Below are 19,267 nucleotides of genomic sequence, written 5' to 3' on the forward strand. Positions count from 1 at the left end.
GTCGGACATGCTCTTTCAAGCCGCGTGCCAACTGCGAAACGCCATGCTAACATCATGAAAAATCACGACAAAAATTACCCTCCTGCCATGTGAGGACCACTCGCTTGCCAAGGCATGCACAAATTTTGGGCACAATGGCCGTCGTTGCGATATTTTCAAGCAATGTGCATACGGCGTTGGCGGATCCGTGCTCAGTCCCGGCGGAAGCGGGCGAGAATGTGACGATTGCCGGCAAAAGCGACGAGGGTCATCTCCTGCTCGCGGACGGCCGCAAGATCAGGCTTGCGGGCGTGGATCTGGCCTCGCTGCGCCTGCCCGATCTCACCAACGGCACTGCCACTCTGGTGGCTTCGGCGACGCCCGACAGGCACGGCGCCCTGCGCGGAGCGCTCTATCTGGAGGGGCGCGACCTGGCGGCCGATCTCGCGGCTCGTGGATTGGCGCGCATTCGGCCTTCCGTTGGGGAAGAGGTGTGTTACACAGAATTAATGACTGCGGAAGACAATGCCCGTCGGGCTCGGCTTGGCCTCTGGGCTGAACCGGGCTATGCAGTCGCCGATGCGGCGACTCCTGAGGCCGTTGCCCGCCACGCCGATGGCTTCGCCATCGTGGCGGGACGCGTGCTGCATGTTGGAGTGACGAAGACGACCGTGTGGATCGATTTCGGCAAAATCTGGCGCGAAGACGTGACTTTGGCGATCCCCGCCAAACAATGGCCACGTTTCGAGGCAACCGGTCTCAGCGCTGCTGCCCTTGAGGGCAGCTATGTCAGGGCCCGCGGTGTCGTGACGATGCGCGACGGGCCTCGCATCGAAATTACCGAGCCGGCGGCGATCGAACAGGTCGCGCCGGTGTCGCCGTGAAAGGAGTGGAGAGCTGAGCGAGATGCTGGGGGGCGCGACAAGACAACCGAACTGGTGGCGGGTTTGCGCCCTGGCGGTCGCGCTCGGCCTGTCTTCTTGCGCCACCGTGGGCGACAACGACCAGTCGGGCGAGCTTGCGCGCGCCATGCCGGCGGCCCTCCCCGCCGAGGCCCCTCGCGTCATTGCTCCTCCCAATGCGGAAGACCGCGAAAGCGCCCGCGTTCTCGCCTCTTATGGTGGGGCCTATCGCAATGCCGCCCTGGAGCGCTATCTCGACGATCTCGTCCAGCGTCTTGCCGCCCAGTCGGACCGGCCCGACATTCCCTACAAGCTGACGGTGCTGAACGCCTCGTCGATCAACGCTTTCGCTTTGCCCTCCGGCCGGCTTTATGTGACGCGCGGCCTGCTGGCGCTCGCCAATGACGATGCCGAAATCGCCGCGGTGGTCGCCCATGAGATGGCGCATGTCTCCGCACGCCATGCCGCAGCACGTGCCGATCGCGAGCGCCAGTCCGTGGTCGTCTCCAAGGTGGCGAGCATGGTGCACAATCCCGGCCTGGTTTCCTCAAGCCAGAACAGTCTGGCGAGCTTCTCGCGCCAGCAGGAATTGAACGCTGACGAGATCGGCATCCGCACCATCGCCAAGGCCGGCTTCGACCCCTATGGCGCCGCGCGCTTCCTGACCTCGATGCGCCGGCAGGTGGAGGCGCGTTCGCGCCAGGCCACGCCGGACTTCCTGTCGACCCATCCCTCCACGCCTGAACGCATCGCCAAGGCCAACACCGAGGCTGCCCAATATGGCGCGCCTGGTTCGGGCGAGCATGACAAGTTCCGCTATCTGTCGGTGATCGACGGGCTCACTTATGGCGAGGATCCTGCACAGGGCTATGTGCAGGGCCGCATCTTCTGGCAGCCGCGCCTGGCCTTCACCTTCACCTCCCCGCCCAATTTCACCCTCGACAACACGCCGCAAGCCATTCTCGGCATTGACGGCAATGGCCGGGCGCTGCGCCTCGATACGGTGAAGACCAAGGATGGCCAGTCGCTGTCCGATTATCTCGCCTCTGGCTGGATCAGCGGTGTCGATACCGCCTCGGTCTCCACCCTGCGCATCAACGGCAACGAGGCGGCGACAGCCCTCGCCCGCGGCCAGGACTGGAGCTTCCGCCTCTATGCCATCCGCTTCGGCAGCGACGTCTATCGCCTGATCCTGGCAGCACGCGATCTCAATGCCACGACCGATGCGCTGTTCCAGGAAACGGCCAACAGCTTCCGGCGCATGACACCTGAAGAGCAGCGCAATGTGCGCCCCGAGCATATCGACATCGTCACCGTGCGCTCGGGCGATACGCTGCAATCCCTGGCAGCCCGCATGGCCGACCCCCAGGACCAGTTGGAACGCTTCCTCGTGCTGAACGGCTTCGACGAAACCAGCCCGGTCAGGCCGGGTGATCGGGTCAAGGTCGTCACGCAGTAGCCGCAGCCCCTCACCCGAGTCGATAGAACGCCGCCGCATTGTCCCTGAACAGCTTGCGCCGCTCCGACGGCGAGCAGTCATGCACGATCTCGTCGACGACATGCACCCAGTCTGGATAGGTCCCCGCCAGTTCCAGCACATGCCAATCCGAGCCGAACATCACGCGGTCGAAACCGAAACTCTCCAGGGCATGCTCGACATAGGGCGTGATCTCCTGGCGGGTCCAGGTGCGGTGATCGGCCTCCGTGCATACGCCGGAAATCTTGCAATAGACGTTGGGCAGCGCTGCGAGCCGCTTCAAATCGGCGCGCCAGGGCTCCATCTCGCCTGCCTTGATGGCCGGCTTGCCGATATGGTCGAGTACGAAACGAACATCCGGGCATTGCTGCACCATGCGGATCACGCTCGGCAGTTGATGATACAAAATGCAGATGTCGAAGGACAGGTCGTGGCGGGCCAACAGCTTCAGGCCGGCCAGGAAATCGGGCTGCAGGCAGAATTCCGGATCGGACTGGCCCTGGATCAGCCGCCGGATGCCTCGCAGGGGCTTGTGCTCGCGCAGGCGTTCGAGGTCCCGCTCGACGGCGGCGCCCCGCTCGAGCGGCAGGCTCGCGACCATGCCGCCGAGACGCGGTTCGGCTGCCGCAAGTTCCGTCACCCAGGCGGCTTCGTCGAGATGCTGACCGGCATCGACATCGACTTCCACGAAGACGAAACGCTCGATCTCGACCGGTTTGGCGGCAGCGAACACATCCGCCGGCACTGCCTTCGGCCGCAGACCGGTGATACCCTGCGTCCAGGCATAGCCCAGGCGCGCCGGGTCGAGCAGATGAACGTGGCTATCGATGATGGGGTAGTCGAGCATGATATTGGGCCTATGGCGTTTTGCGATTTGGTGGAATCACCAAGAACCGCAAAAGCGCGTTTGCGCTTAAACGCGCTTTTGCTCCCGACGGCGTTGATCTTTTTGGTTGAGCCAATGCTATTGCCTGACAATTGAGCGGTCAACCAGCAGGCGAACTGCGTTCTCACCAGCCCCGCGTCCGGATCGCCTCCGCCAAGCGGGAGACGTCCGGGCCGCTCGGGCGATCCTCCTCCAGACGCTCGACATGGGCGCGCACGAAATCGCGGATATGTGCGGTGCCCTCGCCCAGCGCGACCGCGCCGCGCAAGTCGATGCTCTGGGCCGCAACCATCATCTCGCAGGCCGCCAGCACCAGCACCCGCGCCGCGCTTTCGCCGAGCTTGGTCACCGCGGCCGGCGCATTGGCGGCATGATCCTCGACGCCGTCGGCGGCGTGCAGCAAGGCCAGGGTCGCCGGCTGGGCTCGAGCCCGGATCTCGCCCTCCAGGGCACCAATGGCTTTCTGCAGCGTGGCGAAGCCGGTGCGGCTCTGGCCCATCGGGGTAAGGAAGCGCGGCTGGTCGGAATAGACGGGCGACATCAGCTTCAGGGCCCGCTGGGCCGAGATCGTCGCCACATGAGAGAGCGCCTGCGACAGCGCCTCGAAACGCAGGGTGAAGCCGGTCATGTCGAAATTGCCGTTGGAGACCAGTTGCCCCTCGACGATGACCGGGTTGTCGCCGGAATGGTTGAGTTCGAGCAGCACCATCGCCTCCGCCTCAGCAAAGGCGGTGCGCGCGGCGCCATGCACCGGGGCGACGCAGCGGAAGGAAAGCGGGTCCTGAACCCGCCGGCTCGCCTTGTTGTCGCCGAGTGGGCCGCCGGCCAGCAGGGCATAGATCGTCCGGGCCGCCTCGATTTGCCCGGGAGCTGGACGGGCTGTATTCACTGCTTCCGCCAGAGGCGTGATATTGGCGCCGAAGGCTTCCATCGACAGCGCGGCGGCGCGGTCGAGCGTATCGAGCGCCAGGCGCGCCTCCGCGAGCACCAGGGCGCCGCGCCCGGTGGAAGCGGCATTGGCCACCACGAGGGCATGCCCATCCTTCGGCCCGATCGGCACCGGCTGCAGCCCGGCCCGCCGCAGCGCCTCGGCGCCGGCCAGGCGTTCGCCGCGATATTCGGCCTCGCTTTCACCGAGCAGCGCCAGGGCCATATGGGCGAGCGGAGCGAGGTCGGCCGCCCCGATCGAGCCGATGGACGGCACGATGGGATGAAAGCCCGCATTCAGGGCAGCAGCCAGGGCCTCGACGACGGCGAGCGACACGCCGGTCTGGCCAACACTCATGCCGGCAATACGCGCCGCCATCATAGCCCGGACCTCGGCGACCGGCATTTCGTCACCCACGCCGACCGCGCGGGCAAAAGCGACACGTCGTTGGAAAGCGGCGAGATCGTCGGCCGAGAGCCGGGTGTCGACGCCGGCGCCGAGCCCGGTGGTCAGGCCGTAGACCGGTTTGTTCTCGGCGATGGCTTGCTCGATCACCGAGCGCGCCGCGCAGATGCGCTCGCGGGCAGAGGATGAAAGGACGACCGGGCGGCGCTCACGGGCAACGGCCGTCAGCGCATCGATGGTCAGAGGCGCATCGCCGATCACCACGGGTTCGCCGGACATTCCTTGGGCTCCTTCATCACCATCGGTCCGCGCCATCGTTTGCGTGACCTAACATCGCCAATCGCATAGAAGGAGTCGCATCTCCAAGGAAATGTGCATGCTGCGAGGGTGAGAATGAGCGCGCTGATCGAATTGTTCTTGTGCCGGAGCGACAATTTCGGCGTACTGCTCCACGACGAGGCGACCGGACGCACCGCGGCCATCGACGCGCCGGAGGCCGAAGCGATCGAAGCGGCCCTCGAACGGCGAGGCTGGCGGCTGACCGACATCCTGGTCACCCATCATCATGCCGATCACGTCGAGGGCATCGAGGCGTTGAAGACGTCCTATGGCTGCCGGGTGGTGGCGGCCAAGGCCGATGCCCACCGCATCCCGGCCGTCGACGAGATGGTCGGGGAAGGCGATACCGTCGCTGTCGGTTCCCTCGTGGCCGAGATCATCGACACGCCCGGCCACACAGTCGGCCATATCGCCTATTGGTTCAGGCAGGAGAAGCTGTTGTTTGCCGCCGACACCCTGTTCTCGCTCGGCTGCGGCCGGCTGTTCGAGGGCACGCCGGCGGACATGTGGCGCTCGCTGCTCAAATTGCGGGCCCTGCCCGATGATACGCAGCTCTATTGCGGACATGAATACACGCTGGCCAATGCGCGCTTCGCCCTCACGGTCGATCCCGCCAACCAGGCGCTTGCCAGGCGCGCCGCCGAGGTCGAGGCGCAGCGTGGTGCCCACCGCTTCACCCTGCCAGTCCTTCTTGGCGCCGAGAAGCGCGAAAACCCCTTCCTGCGTGCCGACGATCCCGGCGTTGCCGAGGCGATCGGGCTGGCGGGATCAGATCCTGTCGCCGTGTTCACCGAATTGCGCGAGCGCAAGAACCGGTTCTGATCGGGCAAAAGAACGCACCGGGATACTCCTGTCGCGACCGGCGGGAGCGCTCGGGCACGATATCCTCGCAAAACAACCGGAATGACCATGACGACCGCCGCCGAGATCATCGCCCTCCTCGACATGCAGCCCCATCCCGAAGGCGGCCATTATGTCAGCACCTTCTCCGACGGCACTCTCCACGGCGACAGGCCGGCTTCGACCGCGATCTACTACCTGCTCCAGGCGGGCGAGCGTTCGCATTGGCATCGGGTCGACGCCGCCGAGATCTGGCATTTCCATGCCGGCGCGCCGCTGGCCCTCGACCTCTCGGCCGATGGTGCGACCACCGAGCGCCTGATTCTCGGCACCGACTTCGACGCCGGCCAGCGGCCACAAGGCGTGGTGCCGACGGGCGTGTGGCAGGCGGCCCGTAGCCTCGGCGACTGGACCCTGGTCGGCTGCACGGTTGCCCCAGGCTTCCGCTTCGAAGGCTTCGAGCTGGCCCCGCCGGACTGGGCGCCGGGCACGCGATAGCTTGGGACGAGGTTGACGGGCGACCAGACCCTATACATATTACAGCATGTATATCCGGAGCCATATTCATGCAGGTCGCTAAATGGGGCAATAGCCTGGCTGTTCGCATCCCCGCCGTCGTGGTCGAGGCTCTCCAGTTGAAAGAGGGCGACGAGATCGAAGTCCATATCGCCGAAGAGCGTCGGTTGGAAATCGCCCGCAAGCCTGGTCGCGAAGAGTTGCTGCGCCGGTTGCGGGCGTTTCGCGGAAGGCTGCCTGCGGATTTCACCTTCGACCGTGATGAAGCAAATGCGCGATAGCGCCGATGCCCGGTGATTTCTTCGACACGAATATCCTGCTCTACCTGGCCTCGTCGGATACGAGCAAGGCGGATCGGGCAGAAAAGCTCCTCCTCGCGGGCGGCACGATCAGCGTTCAGGTCCTGAACGAAATCGCCAATGTGACCCGCTGCAAACTCGCCATGTCATGGCAGGAAACGCGGCAGTTCCTGTCGCCTTTGCGCAGCCTATTGCAGGTGGTGCCCAACACCGTCGAGATCCATGGGACCGGGATCGACCTAGCCGAACGCTACAAGCTCTCCGTCTACGATGCCATGATCGTCGCGGCAGCCCTGACGAGCAACTGCGACAGGCTGTGGTCCGGGGACATGCAGAACGGCCTGTTCATCGACGGGCGCCTGCGGATCGTCAATCCATTTCTGCCTTAGCACGATCGTTGTGTTTTCCTTCGAAGGAGTTTGGAGTGTCAGCCTCCTGGATGACATCTTGAAAAAAGCGCTTGCCGGCAAAGGATGTCAGCCCTGCTCCATCACCTGATGGAGCTGTGAGGCTGACACTCCGTATATCCGGCGCTCTCTTATGCCAACGCAACTGGGAAGTGTTAGCCCTGCTCCAGCCCCGGCGACGACCCGGCCCATCCTTACACTTTCCTTATGCCGGGGCCCGATAATCGGAATCGAACCCTGACGCGCTTTGGTGGCAAACCAGACCCATGCCCAATCGGGTTGGAGTTTTGTCATGCTAGATCTTGCCTATGTGGCGCTGGGGCTTGGTGGCCTGTTCCTGATGGTCCTTTATGCCCGCGTCCTCGACAGGCTGTGAGGCGCATCATGTTCGATCCCCTCCTTGGCCTCCTCGTGGCCGTCCTGCTCGGCGCCTATCTCGTGTTCACGCTAGTGCGCCCCGAACGCTTCTGAGTTTTACGGCTTCACCGCCTTTCTTCGCCGGCCGCCCCCGCGCCGGCGCGATGGCGCGTGACGGGAGCGGGGCCGGCTCATCGGGAAACGGCCCCGCTCCCTGCTCGTCCCCTCTTTTCCGGGCCCCACGCCGCTCTCTCGAGAGAAACCGTTCTCGCGAGAGAATTGGCGGGGCCCGTGCTCTTTTGGAGAATTTCCATGTCCCTGAACGGATGGCTTCAGATCATCCTTCTGTTCGCCCTGGTGCTCATAGCGGTGAAGCCACTGGGTGCCTATATGGCCCGTGTCTTCACCGGTGAGAGAACCTTCCTCTCGCCCGTCCTGGCGCCCATCGAGAAGGGTTTCTACAAACTTTCCGGCATCGATCCCGCCCGGGAGCAAGGTTGGCTCGCCTATACGCTCGCCATGTTGTTTTTCAGCATGGCAGGCTTCGCCTCGCTCTACGCGATCTTCCGGCTGCAGGCCTATCTGCCGCTCAACCCGCAGGGTTTCGACAATCTGCCGCCGGATCTGTCCTTCAATACGGCAATCAGCTTCGTCACCAACACCAACTGGCAGAACTATGCCGGCGAAAGCACCATGAGCCATTTCAGCCAGATGGCTGGGCTCACCGTGCACAATTTCGTCTCGGCCGCCACCGGCATCGCACTTGCCATCGCCCTTACCCGGGCCTTTGCACGTTCGAGCGCGGCCACGCTCGGCAATTTCTGGGTCGATCTCACCCGCTCCACGCTCTATGTGCTGCTGCCCATCGCCATCATCGTGGCGCTTGCCTTCGTCGCCATGGGCATCCCGCAGACCCTGCAGGCCAGTGTCGATGTCACCACGCTGGAAGGCGCCAAGCAGACCATTGCCATGGGACCGATGGCGAGCCAGGAAGCGATCAAGCAGCTCGGTACCAATGGTGGCGGCTTCTTCAATGCCAACTCGGCCCATCCCTTCGAGAACCCGACGGCTCTCGCCAACTACCTGTCGATCTTCTCGATGCTCGCCATCGCCGCGGCTCTGACCTACACCTTTGGCCAGATGGTTGGGGTGCGCCGCCAGGGCTGGGCCCTGCTGTCTGCCATGGCTGTCATCCTGATCGCCGGCGCCGCCGTGGTCTACTGGTCTGAAACGGCGGGCAATCCGATCCTGGCGCATCTCGGCCTCGACGGGGCCCTCGGCAACATGGAAGGCAAGGAGATCCGCTTCGGCCAGGCCATGACCGCCGTCTTCGTCGCCGTCACCACCGGCGTTTCCTGTGGCGCCGTCAACGCCATGCATTCCTCGCTGACCCCGCTCGGTGGCCTCATCCCGATGTTTCTGATGCAGCTCGGCGAAATCCTGCCTGGCGGCGTCGGCTCGGGCCTCTATGGCATGATCGTCTTTGCCATCCTCAGCGTGTTCATCGCCGGCCTGATGGTCGGCCGCACGCCGGAGTTCCTCGGCAAGAAGATCGAGTCGCGCGAGATGAAATTCGCCGTGATGGCGATCCTGATCCTGCCCACCGCGATCCTCGGCTTCACTGCGATCTCGGCCATGGCGCCCTTCGCCCTGTCGCAGCTCGGCAATGCCGGCCCGCACGGCCTCTCTGAACTGCTCTACGCCTACACTTCGACGACTGCCAATAACGGTTCGGCCTTCGGCAGCCTCTCGGCCAATACGCCCTGGTTCAACGCCACGCTCGGCATCGCCATGCTGCTGGGACGCTTTGCCTATGTCGTGCCGGTGATGGCGATTGCAGGCTCCCTGGCCGCCAAGACCAAGGTGCCTGCCTCGGCCGGTACGTTCCCGACCCACACGCCGCTGTTCGTCGGCCTGCTGGTCGGCGTCATCCTGATCGTCGGCGGCCTGCAATTCTTCCCGGCGCTCGCGCTGGGGCCGATCGTCGAGCACTTCGTCATGCTCGCCGGCAAAACTTTCTAAGGAACGGCTGTCATGTCTTCCAAACCCACTTCCCCCTCCATGTTCGACGCGGCCATCCTGCTGCCGGCGATCAAGGATGCCTTCGTCAAGCTCGATCCCAGGCTGCTCGTCCGCAATCCGGTGATCTTCGTCACCGAGGTCGTGGCCGCCCTGGTCACCGTGCTCAGCCTGCGTGACGCCTTCACCGGGGCCGGCGTCGGCTTCAGTGCCCAGATCGCCGCCTGGCTGTGGTTTACCGTGCTGTTCGCCACCTTCGCCGAAGCCGTGGCTGAAGGGCGCGGCAAGGCGCAGGCCGAGAGCCTCAAGCGCACCAAGTCCGACCTCAAGGCCAAGCGCATGCCTTCGGCCGCGGCCGCCTTGGGAAACTTCCAGGTGATCGACGCCACCAAGCTCGTGGTTGGCGACATCGTCATCGTCGAAGCCGGTGATCTCATCCCCGGCGACGGCGAGGTGATCGAGGGCGTCGCGTCGGTGAACGAAAGCGCCATCACCGGCGAATCCGCCCCGGTGATCCGCGAATCCGGCGGCGACCGCTCCGCCGTCACCGGCGGCACGCAGGTGCTGTCGGACTGGATCAAGGTGCGCATCACCACCCAGCCCGGCTCCTCCTTCATCGATCGCATGATCGCGCTGGTCGAGGGCGCCGAGCGCCAGAAGACCCCCAACGAGATCGCCCTGTCGATCCTGCTGTCGGGCATGACGCTGATCTTCCTGATCGCCGTGGTCACGCTCTGGGGCCTTGCCGGCTACTCCGGCACGCTGCTCTCCATCACAGTGCTGGTGGCGCTGTTGGTCACCCTCATCCCCACCACCATCGGCGGCCTGCTTTCGGCCATCGGTATCGCCGGTATGGACCGCCTGATCCGCTTCAACGTGGTGGCGACCTCCGGTCGCGCGGTCGAGGCCGCCGGCGACGTCGACACCCTGCTGCTCGACAAGACAGGCACCATCACCTTCGGTAACCGCATGGCGACCGAGTTCCTGCCGGTGCCGGGCGTCAGCGAACAGGATCTAGCCGAGGCCGTGCTCCTGGCCAGCCTCGCCGACGAGACGCCCGAGGGCCGTTCCATCATCGCGCTCGCCCAGGGCGAATATGGCCTGACTCAGCCGGACCTGACCTGCAAGGCAATCACCACCATCGCCTTCGCCGCCCAGACCCGCCTGTCGGGCATCGACATCGACGGACGCTCCATCCGCAAGGGCGCGGTCGATGCCATCGTGAAGTTCGCCGGCACCACGCTGGAGGCGGCACCATCAGCCTTCCGGCAGGCGGTGGAAAAGGTAGCCCGCACGGGTGGCACCCCCCTCGGCGTCACGGACGGCAGCCGCGTCCTCGGTGTCGTTCACCTCAAGGACGTGGTGAAGCCCGGCATCAAGGAGCGCTTCGCCGAGCTGCGTTCGATGGGCATCCGCACCGTCATGGTGACGGGCGACAACCCGATCACCGCCGCCGCGATCGCCTCCGAGGCCGGTGTCGACGACTTCCTGGCCGAGGCGACGCCCGAGGAGAAGCTCGCCTATATCCGCAAGGAGCAGACGGGCGGCCGCCTGATCGCCATGTGCGGCGACGGCACCAATGACGCGCCGGCGCTAGCCCAGGCCGATGTCGGCGTCGCCATGCAGACCGGCACTCAGGCGGCACGCGAAGCGGGCAACATGGTCGACCTCGACTCCAGCCCCACCAAGCTGATCGAGATCGTCGGCATCGGCAAGCAATTGCTGATGACGCGTGGCTCGCTCACCACCTTCTCGATCGCCAACGACGTCGCCAAATATTTCGCCATCATCCCGGCCTTGTTCATCGCGACCTATCCCGAGCTCGGTACGCTGAACGTCATGAACCTGGCTTCGCCCCAGTCGGCCATCCTCTCGGCTGTGATCTTCAATGCCCTGATCATCGTCGCCCTGATCCCGCTGGCCCTCAAAGGCGTCTCCTACAGGCCGGTCGGCGCTGCCGCGCTGCTTAGGCGCAACCTCCTGGTCTACGGCCTCGGCGGACTGCTGGTGCCGTTCGTCGGCATCAAGCTGATCGACCTGGTCGTCGCCGCCCTGCATCTGGTGTGACGGCGATGCGCATGAGGAACGGATGGAGCGTGGCCCGCTGGCTCGCTCTGTCCGGCCAGCACCGATCCCAGGCCCATACACTGCCCCTCCCCACGGGGAGGGCTCCCGCCTTCCGAGGCAATCCCGTTTTCGCGCTCCAAGGGAGCAAGCCCATGTTGACCCATATTCGCCCCGCCATCGTGATGATGGCCCTGTTCACCCTGCTGCTGGGCATCGTCTATCCGCTGCTCGTCACCGGCATCGCCCAGGTCGCCTTGCCCGGCCAGGCCAATGGCAGCCTGATCGCCAGCAACAACACGGTGATCGGCTCGTCCCTGATCGGCCAGAACTTCACGTCGGAACGCTATTTCCAGGGCCGCCCCTCGGCAACCTCCGGCACCGATCCCAATGATTCCAGCAAGACCGTGTCTCAGCCCTACAACGCCAGCGGTTCGACCGGCTCCAATCTCGGCCCGACCTCCAAGGCGCTGGCCGATCGCGTGGCAGCCTCGGTCGAGGACCTGCGCAAGCAGGGCGTGACCGGCGCCATTCCTGCCGACGCGGTGACGACCTCGGGATCCGGCCTCGACCCCGATGTCTCGCCAGCCGATGCCGTGCTGCAGATCCCGCGGGTTGCCAAGGCTCGCAACCTGCCGGAAGCAGACGTGAAAGCATTGGTCGATGCCCAGACGTCAGGCCGGCTCTTTGGCGTGATCGGTGAGCCGCGCGTCAATGTTCTCGCCCTGAACCTTGCGCTTGATGCAATCAAGCTGAAGTGATGTTGTGCTGGTCTTCCACTGGTGAAGCATCGAATCGTGCCGGTCCCGCTCCATCTCTCGATGGAGCTTAGAAGACCGGCACATCGCATTTGAGGCCCCATGCCAAGCGCTGCCTCCGACAAACGTCCCGATCCCAATGCCCTGCTGACCCTGGCGGGACGGGAAGGTCGCGGCCGCCTCACCGTCTTTCTCGGCGCGGCACCGGGTGTCGGCAAGACCTACGCCATGCTGTCGCGGGCGCGGCGGGAGAAGGAAGCGGGCATCGACGTCGTCGTCGGCATCGTCGAAACGCATGGCCGCAGCGAGACGGCCGCCCTGACGGATGGGCTCGAGATCATGGCACGGCGGACGGTCGACTATCGCGGCCGCCAGCTCGAGGAGTTCGACATCGATGGCGCGCTCGCCCGCAGGCCGCGCCTGATCATCGTCGACGAACTTGCCCATACCAACGCGCCGGACAGCCGCCATCCCAAGCGTTACCAGGACGTTGAGGAACTGATAGGTGCCGGTATCGACGTGTGGACGGCGCTCAACATTCAGCATCTGGAAAGCCTCACCGACGTCGTCTCGCGCCTCACGGGGGTGACGGTGCGCGAAAGCGTCCCCGACAGCGTGATCAAGAAGGCGGACGAGGTCATCGTCGTCGACATCACGCCCACCGAACTGATCCAGCGCCTGGAGGACGGCAAGGTCTATCTGCCCGATAACGCCAAGCGCGCCGCCGACGGCTTCTTCAAGCCCGGCAACCTCACCGCCCTGCGCGAGCTTGCCCTGCGGCGGACCACGGAACGCGTCGACGACCAGATGCTGGCCTATCTGCGCCAGAATGCCATCGAAGGCCCATGGGAGACGGCAGACAGGCTGATCGTCTGCATCGGCTCCGACAATTTTTCCCAGCAGGTCGTACGGGCGGCCGGGCGCCTGGCCACCGGGCTGAACGCCGATTGGCTGGCCGTTACGGTCGAGCGCCCGGGACAGGAGGCCGGTGGGGAGGCGCTTGCCCAGCTCGAGGCCAATCTACGCCTTGCCGAGCGCCTGGGCGCGGAGGTGCGGCGGCTCAACGGCCACGATTATGTCGGTGAGATTCTCAGGCTGGCCAGGGCCGAAAACGTCACGCAGATCGTGCTGGGCAGCGGCAAGTCGAGCTGGTGGCAGCGCCTGACCGGGCGCTCTTTGGCCGACGACCTCCTGCACCGCTCCGAAGAGATCAACGTCACCATTATCACCAACACCATGGCCGAAGCCCCGCCGGCGCGACGATGGTGGCGCCGGATTGCCCTGCAGCCCTCGCTGGCCGGGCTCGCCATGGCGGCGGCCTGCGTTGCGGCAGCCGTCGGCATCGGTATCGGCCTCAGGCATTTCGTTTATCTGCCCAATGCCTCGATGCTGTTCCTCATGGCGGTGCTCGCCAGCGCCCTCACGGTCGGGCGCTGGAGCGCCATCACCGCGGCGGTCCTGTCCTTCTTCGCCTATAATTTCTTCTTCATCCCACCCCTCTACAACTTCACCATCGCCGAGCCGCACGAAGTCTTCGCCCTCGCGGTGTTCCTGATCGTGGCCGTGGTGGCGGGCGACCTCGCCGGGCGAGTACGCGAGCGGGCGGAGGGCGAAGGGCGGCGCGCCGCCAACATCATGTCGCTCTACGAGTTCTCCCGTAAACTCTCGGGCATTACCAGCCTGGACGATGTGCTCTGGGCCGCCGTCGCCCATGCCCAGGCGACGCTGCACGGACGCGTCGTCATCGCCGTGCCGCAGGACGACGAGCTCAGCGTCGCCGCCGCCTGGCCGCCGGACATCAGCCTCGATACCACCGACATGACGGCGCTGCGCTGGGCGTTCGAGAAGAGGGAAATTGCCGGCCGGGGCACGGGTACCCTGCCCAACATCGCCTTCGAATTCAGGCCGATCCTCACCCCGAACGGGGCCGTCGGCGTGCTCGGCCTGGCCCAGCTCGAAGGAGCTGAACCGCTCTCGCCGGCCGAGGAGCGCATTCTCGTTGCCATTCTCGACCAGACCGCCATCGCCATCGACAGGGCAAAGCTCGCCAAAGAGAATGTGCGTACCGCCGCCCTCGAGGAAAGCGAGAAGCTTCGCAGCGCCCTGCTCTCCTCCCTCTCGCACGATTTGCGTACACCACTGGCCTCCATCACCGGTGCCGTCACCACGCTGCGCCAGCTCGGCACCAAGATGAGCGAGGAAAGCCGCGACGATCTGCTTGCTTCCATCGAGGAAGAGGCGGCCCGGCTCAGCCGCTTCGTCGCCAATCTCCTCGACATGAGTCGCCTCGAAGCGGGCGCCCTCAATGCACGGCGCGATTTCATCGACGTGGCCGATGTCGTCCGAGCCGCGGTGGATCGCGCCCGCAAAGCTTTCCCAACCCGCCTGATCGAGACCAGCCTGGCGACCGACCTGCCGCCCGTGCGCGGCGACCAGGCCCTGCTCGGCCAGGTGCTGTTCAACCTGCTCGACAACGCCCACAAATATGGCGGGGAGGATTCCTCGACCGCCGTGTTCGCCCGACGCGAGGATGCCGAGGTGGTTGTTACCATCACCGATCAGGGCAAGGGCATTCCGCCTGACGACCTGGAGAAGATCTTCGACAAGTTCTATCGGCGGGGCAAGGTCGACGGCCGCGCGCCGGGCACGGGTCTCGGCCTCTCGATCAGCCGCGGCTTCATCGAAGCCATGGGTGGCACCATCACCGCCGAAAGTCCGGCCGTGCGCAAACGCGGCACCCGCATTGTCATTCGCCTGCCGGTCGGGGCATGATGGCGTGTACCTTTCCGGTGTGCCGGTCTTCAGACCGGCATTCTCCGCTGCCATGCCGGTCTCGTTCCATCACTTGATGGAGCTCTAAAGACCGGCACACCAAGAGTTTCCCGTCTTATGCACATTCTGGTTGTCGACGACGAGCCGCAGATCCAGCGTTTCCTCAAACCGGCGTTGATCGCCGCCGGCTATGAGGTGACGCCGGCCGTCAACGGCGCCGACGCCATGCGCCTGATCGCCACCGCCGCGCCGGATCTCGTCATCCTCGATCTCGGCCTGCCCGACATGGACGGCAAGGACATCATCACCAGGGTACGCGAGTGGTCGAAAGTGCCTGTCATCGTGCTGTCGGCCCGCGACCGCGAGACCGAGAAGATCGCCGCTCTCGATCTCGGCGCCGACGACTATGTCGAAAAGCCCTTCGGTATCGGCGAATTGATCGCCCGCATCCGCACGGCCCTGCGCCATCGGGCCCATGACGAGGGCAACGCCACCCGCTTCGAGAGCGACGGCCTCGTCATCGACACGCTGAAACGGCTGGTGAGCCGCGACGGCGAGGCCGTTCGCGTCACGCCCAAGGAATATGACCTGCTCGCCATGCTGGCGCGCCATGCCGGCCGCGTCGTCACCCATCGCCAATTGCTGACCTCGGTGTGGGGCCCGGCGCATGTCGAGGACCTGCATTATCTGCGCGTCTTCATCGGCCAGCTCAGGACCAAGATCGAACGCGATCCCGCCAATCCCCGCATCATCCAGACGGAGCCCGGCATCGGCTACCGGTTGAAGGACGAGGAATGAGGATGCAGGCCGGTCTGAAGTCCGGCCTGCATCCTCACATCACCAACTTCAGCGCCAATCCGCACATGGTCATGCCGATCAGCCCGTCCAGCACCCGCCAGGCGCCCGGCCGGGCAAAGAGCGGGCGCAGCAGGCGGGCGCCATAACCGAGCGAGAAGAAAAACAGGAAGGAGGCGCAGACCGCGCCGAGGCCGAAGGCGGTCTTGGCATTCGGATATTGCGTGGAAATCGATCCGAGCAGGACCACCGTGTCGAGATAGACATGCGGGTTGAGCCAGGTGAAGGCGAGGCAGGTCATGAGGGCCCGCCCCAAACCCAGTCCGGCGCCCTCGGCCGGATCGAGCCCGCCATGATCGGCAAGGGCGGAGCGAAAGCTTCGCAGGCCATAGAGCGCCAGGAAAGCGGCCCCGCCATAGCGCATCACCGGCTCGATCCAGGGCACGGCCACGCCGACCGCGCCGAAACCGGCCACCCCGGCGCTGATCAGCACGGCATCCGACAAGGCACAGGTGAGGCTGACCCAGAACACATGCTCGCGTCGCAGGCCCTGCCGCAGCACGAAGGCGTTCTGCGCACCGATCGCCACGATCAGGCTGAGGCCGAGCAGGAATCCGGATATGAGCGCGTTGGTCATGGTCTCCCCTTCAGAGCATGCGCCGGTGTCGTCGCCGGAGCAGGGTTTGACTACACATCCTGGCGGGATTAAAAAATTTAAATAATCTACCATTGGATTAGGAAAATTAATCCATGCTGGACTATGCCCTGCTGGAAGCCGTGGCTGCCGTGGTGCGCAGCGGTTCCTTCGACAAAGCCGCGCAGGAAATTGGCGTGACGCCCTCGGCGATCTCCCAGCGCGTGAAGTTGCTGGAGGAACGCCTCGGCACCGGCCTGATCGTCAGGGGGCAGCCCTGCACGGCGACGCCAGCCGGCAAACACCTCTGCCGCCATGCAGAGGAAGTCGGCCTGATGGAGCATAGCCTGCGCAGCGAGCTCGGCGGCCTGGTGCCATCCGGCCCGGCTCCCACCGTGCGCATCGCCGTCAATGCCGACAGCCTGGCGACCTGGTTCCTCCCCGCATTGTCCGGGTTGGAGGGGCGCCTGTTCGATCTCGTGCTCGACGATGAAAGCAACACGGCCGAATGGCTGCGGCGCGGCGAAGTCAGCGCGGCGGTGGGCATCGCTCCGGGGCCCGTACAGGGCTGTAGCAGCCGCGCCTTGGGCATGCAGACCTATGTCGCCACCGCCAGCCCCGCCTTCATGCGCCGCTGGTTCCCCGACGGTCTCGACGAGGAAGCGGTGCGGCACGCCCCTTGCCTCACCTTCAACACCAAGGACGCGCTGCAGGACCGCTGGCTGGTCGAGACTTTCGGCCGGCCTATCAGCCGGCCCAGCCATTGGATCCCCTCCTCCGGCGCCTTTGTCGACGGCGCCCTGGCCGGGCTCGGCTGGGGCATGAACCCGCTATCGCTGGTAAAGGCCCATCTCGAGCAGGGATCTCTCGTCGCGATGCATCCAGGTTCGCGGCTGATGGTACCGCTCTACTGGCACTGGAGCCGGGCCGTCGAAAAAGGCCTCCAGGACATCACCGCCTCGATCCTGCGCACGGCGCGGACATGGCTTGAGCAAGGGTGATTGTGCCGTCCCCCTCTGGACAGGACGGCGTTTGCCACTACCATTGTCGGACAAATCAGAATCCATCTTCAAAATCCCAGGGACGGAACCCATGCAACTCCCCATCATGCCCGGCAATGTCGCGCCGCGCCGGCTCGGCAAGACCTCCGTCATGCTCACGCCCGTCGGCCTCGGCGGCGGCCCGATGGGGGACATGTTCGAGAATCTCGACGAGGAGAAAGTCCGCGCCACCTTCAGGGGCGCCTGGGATGCCGGCATCCGCTATTTCGATACCTCGCCCTGGTACGGCCGCGGCCTCAGCGAATTGCGTTTCGGCGAGGCACTTCGGCAAAGGCCGCGCTCCGATTTCATCCTCTCCACCAAGATCGGGCGCACCTTCCACCGCCCCAAGGACGTCGATAATTACAAGGGCCCGTTCTGGTATGGCGGCCTCTCCTTTCAGGAGCGCTTCGACTACACCTATGACGGCGTGATGCGTGCCTATGAGCAAAGCCAGATGCGGCTCGGCATCAACCGCATCGACCTCCTGCTCATCCATGACCTCGACGTGCCGCATGTCGGCTCGGCCGACCTCGTCGCGCAGCATTTCCTCGATCTGGAGCGCTCGGGCTGGCGTGCGCTCGAAATGCTCAAGCATTACGGCGAGATCCAGGGCATCGGTGCCGGCGTCAATGTGCTCGGCACCATTCCCGAAATGCTCAAGCGCTTCGACCTCGATTTCTTCCTGGTCGCCATGCCCTATACGCTGATCGACCAGGGCCCGCTCGACCTCGAATTCCCGCTCTGCCAGGAGCGCGGCGTCGGTGTGGTGATCGGCTCGCCCTTTGCCTCCGGCATTCTCGCCACCGGAGCCGGCGTGCCCACGCCCTATTATCGCTACACCCCGGCCGCGCCCGAAATCATCGAGAAGGTGCGCAAGATCGAGGCCGTCTGCGCCGCCCACAACGTGCCGCTCAAGGCGGCGGCCTTCCAGTTCGTGCTGCGCCATCCCATCGTGGCGAGCGTGATCTCGGGCGCCGTCACGCCCGAACAGGCACGCGAGAATGTCAGCCTGCTCGGCGTCGCCATCCCCGACGCCTTCTGGAGCGATCTGCGCCAACAGGGCTTGATCGATGCGAGGGCGCCCTGAAAGGCGCCTTCAGCCTGAATGCGCCTTGCGATGTGCCTCTGCCAATGCGCCGAGGCTGTGGAAGTGAAAATCGGGCTCCGGCACGCCCTCGACCACCAAAGTGGCACCGCCGTGCTTGCCGGCGCGGCGGTCGATCCAGGCCCGGGCCAGGCCGATCCGCGATGCCGGGACGTGATCGTGGTGCAAGCTCTGGGCCGTATGCAGTACATCGGCCGGTTCGAGGCTGAACTGCAGCGACAAATGCTCGAGCAGATAGCTGAAATTACACGGATCCGGCTTGTAGGAGCCGACATCCTCGGCGGTGTAGACCGCATCGAAGAGGCCACCGAGCTTGGTGTTGCTGGCGGCGAAGCTGCGACGGTCGACATTGGAGAGTACGGCCAGCCGGTAGTGCCGCTTGAGATAGGCGAGCGCCTCACGCGAATCCGGAAAGGCCGGCCAGTCCGGCACGGAAGCGCCGAAGCGCTCATGCAGGTCGGCATGGACGGCGATGCCCCAGTCCTGCGCCAGCCGCGCATGGGTGACGGCAAGCAGGGTCGAATAGAGCAGCGATGGCGTTTCGAGTTCCTGCTCGGTCTCGCGGCGGGCAAAGGCGGTTAGCGCCTCCTCGCGGCCGATCGCGCGACCGCTGGCGCTGAGCAGTGGCTGAAGCGCGTTCCAGATCCCGGTTTCCCAGTCGATCAGCGTGCCGTAGCAATCGAAGGTCAAGACCTTGAAATCGGTAAGTTTCGGCATCCTTTCCTCCTCTCGGCCTTGCGAT

General features: G+C 65.0%; 19 protein-coding genes. 15 read left to right on the forward strand and 4 right to left on the reverse strand.

The window, feature by feature from the left end; genetic code table 11:
- Positions 1–218 precede the first annotated feature (218 nt).
- Both AB4037_RS10140 and AB4037_RS10145 read left to right on the forward strand, forming a co-directional pair.
- Positions 219–863 carry a thermonuclease family protein gene (locus tag AB4037_RS10140; protein ID WP_441771423.1) on the forward strand — a complete coding sequence of 215 codons (645 nt, stop codon included), beginning with the start codon at positions 219–221 and terminating at the stop codon, positions 861–863.
- Between the two features lie 22 nt (positions 864–885).
- Positions 886–2,340 carry a M48 family metalloprotease gene (locus AB4037_RS10145; protein WP_434954905.1) on the forward strand — a complete coding sequence of 485 codons (1,455 nt, stop codon included), beginning with the start codon at positions 886–888 and terminating at the stop codon, positions 2,338–2,340.
- Between the two features lie 10 nt (positions 2,341–2,350).
- On the opposite strand, the gene AB4037_RS10150 is transcribed toward AB4037_RS10145, so the two are convergent.
- Positions 2,351–3,205, reverse strand: coding sequence for an amidohydrolase family protein (locus tag AB4037_RS10150; protein WP_441771424.1), 855 nt, complete (start codon positions 3,203–3,205; stop codon positions 2,351–2,353).
- Between the two features lie 163 nt (positions 3,206–3,368).
- Positions 3,369–4,856 (reverse strand): HAL/PAL/TAL family ammonia-lyase, encoded by a 1,488-nt coding sequence (locus AB4037_RS10155; RefSeq protein WP_441771425.1) that lies wholly within the window; start codon positions 4,854–4,856, stop codon positions 3,369–3,371.
- 114 nt (positions 4,857–4,970) lie between these two features.
- Here AB4037_RS10155 and gloB point away from each other — a divergent pair, with 114 nt between their 5' ends.
- The 11 genes from gloB (at position 4,971) to AB4037_RS10210 (ending at position 15,746) form a co-directional block, all read left to right on the forward strand.
- On the forward strand, positions 4,971–5,738 hold the full coding sequence (gene gloB / locus AB4037_RS10160) for a hydroxyacylglutathione hydrolase (protein WP_434954902.1): 768 nt from the start codon (positions 4,971–4,973) through the stop codon (positions 5,736–5,738).
- A gap of 87 nt (positions 5,739–5,825) precedes the next feature.
- Positions 5,826–6,254, forward strand: a complete 429-nt coding sequence (locus AB4037_RS10165) for a cupin domain-containing protein (RefSeq protein WP_434954901.1) — start codon at positions 5,826–5,828, stop codon at positions 6,252–6,254.
- 68 nt (positions 6,255–6,322) lie between these two features.
- Positions 6,323–6,553 carry an AbrB/MazE/SpoVT family DNA-binding domain-containing protein gene (locus tag AB4037_RS10170; protein WP_434954900.1) on the forward strand — a complete coding sequence of 77 codons (231 nt, stop codon included), beginning with the start codon at positions 6,323–6,325 and terminating at the stop codon, positions 6,551–6,553.
- Positions 6,554–6,558: 5 nt separating this feature from the next.
- Positions 6,559–6,960, forward strand: a complete 402-nt coding sequence (locus AB4037_RS10175; protein WP_441771426.1) for a PIN domain-containing protein — start codon at positions 6,559–6,561, stop codon at positions 6,958–6,960.
- Positions 6,961–7,228: 268 nt separating this feature from the next.
- The gene (locus tag AB4037_RS10180; protein WP_434954898.1) at positions 7,229–7,354 is read left to right on the forward strand and encodes a hypothetical protein; all 126 of its coding nucleotides are present in this window, start codon (positions 7,229–7,231) and stop codon (positions 7,352–7,354) included.
- A complete protein-coding gene (kdpF, locus tag AB4037_RS10185) occupies positions 7,351–7,449 on the forward strand; it encodes a K(+)-transporting ATPase subunit F (RefSeq protein ID WP_195826137.1) in 99 nt (32 codons plus the stop codon). Before AB4037_RS10180 ends, kdpF begins: the two co-directional genes overlap by 4 nt.
- Positions 7,450–7,647: 198 nt before the next feature.
- The gene (kdpA, locus tag AB4037_RS10190) at positions 7,648–9,357 is read left to right on the forward strand and encodes a potassium-transporting ATPase subunit KdpA (RefSeq protein ID WP_441771427.1); all 1,710 of its coding nucleotides are present in this window, start codon (positions 7,648–7,650) and stop codon (positions 9,355–9,357) included.
- A gap of 12 nt (positions 9,358–9,369) precedes the next feature.
- Positions 9,370–11,421: a potassium-transporting ATPase subunit KdpB gene (gene kdpB, locus AB4037_RS10195; protein ID WP_434954896.1), complete on the forward strand. Its 2,052-nt coding sequence runs from the start codon at positions 9,370–9,372 to the stop codon at positions 11,419–11,421.
- A 152-nt stretch (positions 11,422–11,573) separates the two neighbouring features.
- On the forward strand, positions 11,574–12,179 hold the full coding sequence (gene kdpC / locus AB4037_RS10200; protein WP_441771428.1) for a potassium-transporting ATPase subunit KdpC: 606 nt from the start codon (positions 11,574–11,576) through the stop codon (positions 12,177–12,179).
- 99 nt (positions 12,180–12,278) lie between these two features.
- Positions 12,279–14,948 carry a DUF4118 domain-containing protein gene (locus tag AB4037_RS10205; protein ID WP_441771429.1) on the forward strand — a complete coding sequence of 890 codons (2,670 nt, stop codon included), beginning with the start codon at positions 12,279–12,281 and terminating at the stop codon, positions 14,946–14,948.
- A gap of 117 nt (positions 14,949–15,065) precedes the next feature.
- Entirely contained in the window at positions 15,066–15,746 is a 681-nt protein-coding gene (locus AB4037_RS10210; protein WP_441771430.1) for a response regulator, read from the forward strand.
- 34 nt (positions 15,747–15,780) lie between these two features.
- Here the strand turns inward: AB4037_RS10210 and AB4037_RS10215 are convergent, their stop codons facing one another.
- The gene (locus AB4037_RS10215) at positions 15,781–16,380 is read right to left on the reverse strand and encodes a LysE/ArgO family amino acid transporter (RefSeq protein WP_441771431.1); all 600 of its coding nucleotides are present in this window, start codon (positions 16,378–16,380) and stop codon (positions 15,781–15,783) included.
- Positions 16,381–16,493: 113 nt separating this feature from the next.
- On the opposite strand from AB4037_RS10215, the gene AB4037_RS10220 reads away from it, so the two are divergent.
- Positions 16,494–17,378: a LysR family transcriptional regulator ArgP gene (locus AB4037_RS10220; protein WP_441771432.1), complete on the forward strand. Its 885-nt coding sequence runs from the start codon at positions 16,494–16,496 to the stop codon at positions 17,376–17,378.
- Between the two features lie 91 nt (positions 17,379–17,469).
- The gene (locus tag AB4037_RS10225) at positions 17,470–18,507 is read left to right on the forward strand and encodes an aldo/keto reductase (protein ID WP_441771433.1); all 1,038 of its coding nucleotides are present in this window, start codon (positions 17,470–17,472) and stop codon (positions 18,505–18,507) included.
- Positions 18,508–18,516: 9 nt separating this feature from the next.
- On the opposite strand, the gene AB4037_RS10230 is transcribed toward AB4037_RS10225, so the two are convergent.
- Positions 18,517–19,242 carry a haloacid dehalogenase type II gene (locus tag AB4037_RS10230; RefSeq protein WP_441771434.1) on the reverse strand — a complete coding sequence of 242 codons (726 nt, stop codon included), beginning with the start codon at positions 19,240–19,242 and terminating at the stop codon, positions 18,517–18,519.
- Positions 19,243–19,267: the final 25 nt, after the last annotated feature.

The organism is Labrys sp. KB_33_2, assembly GCF_052114505.1.
Classification (GTDB): Bacteria; Pseudomonadota; Alphaproteobacteria; order Rhizobiales; family Labraceae; genus Labrys.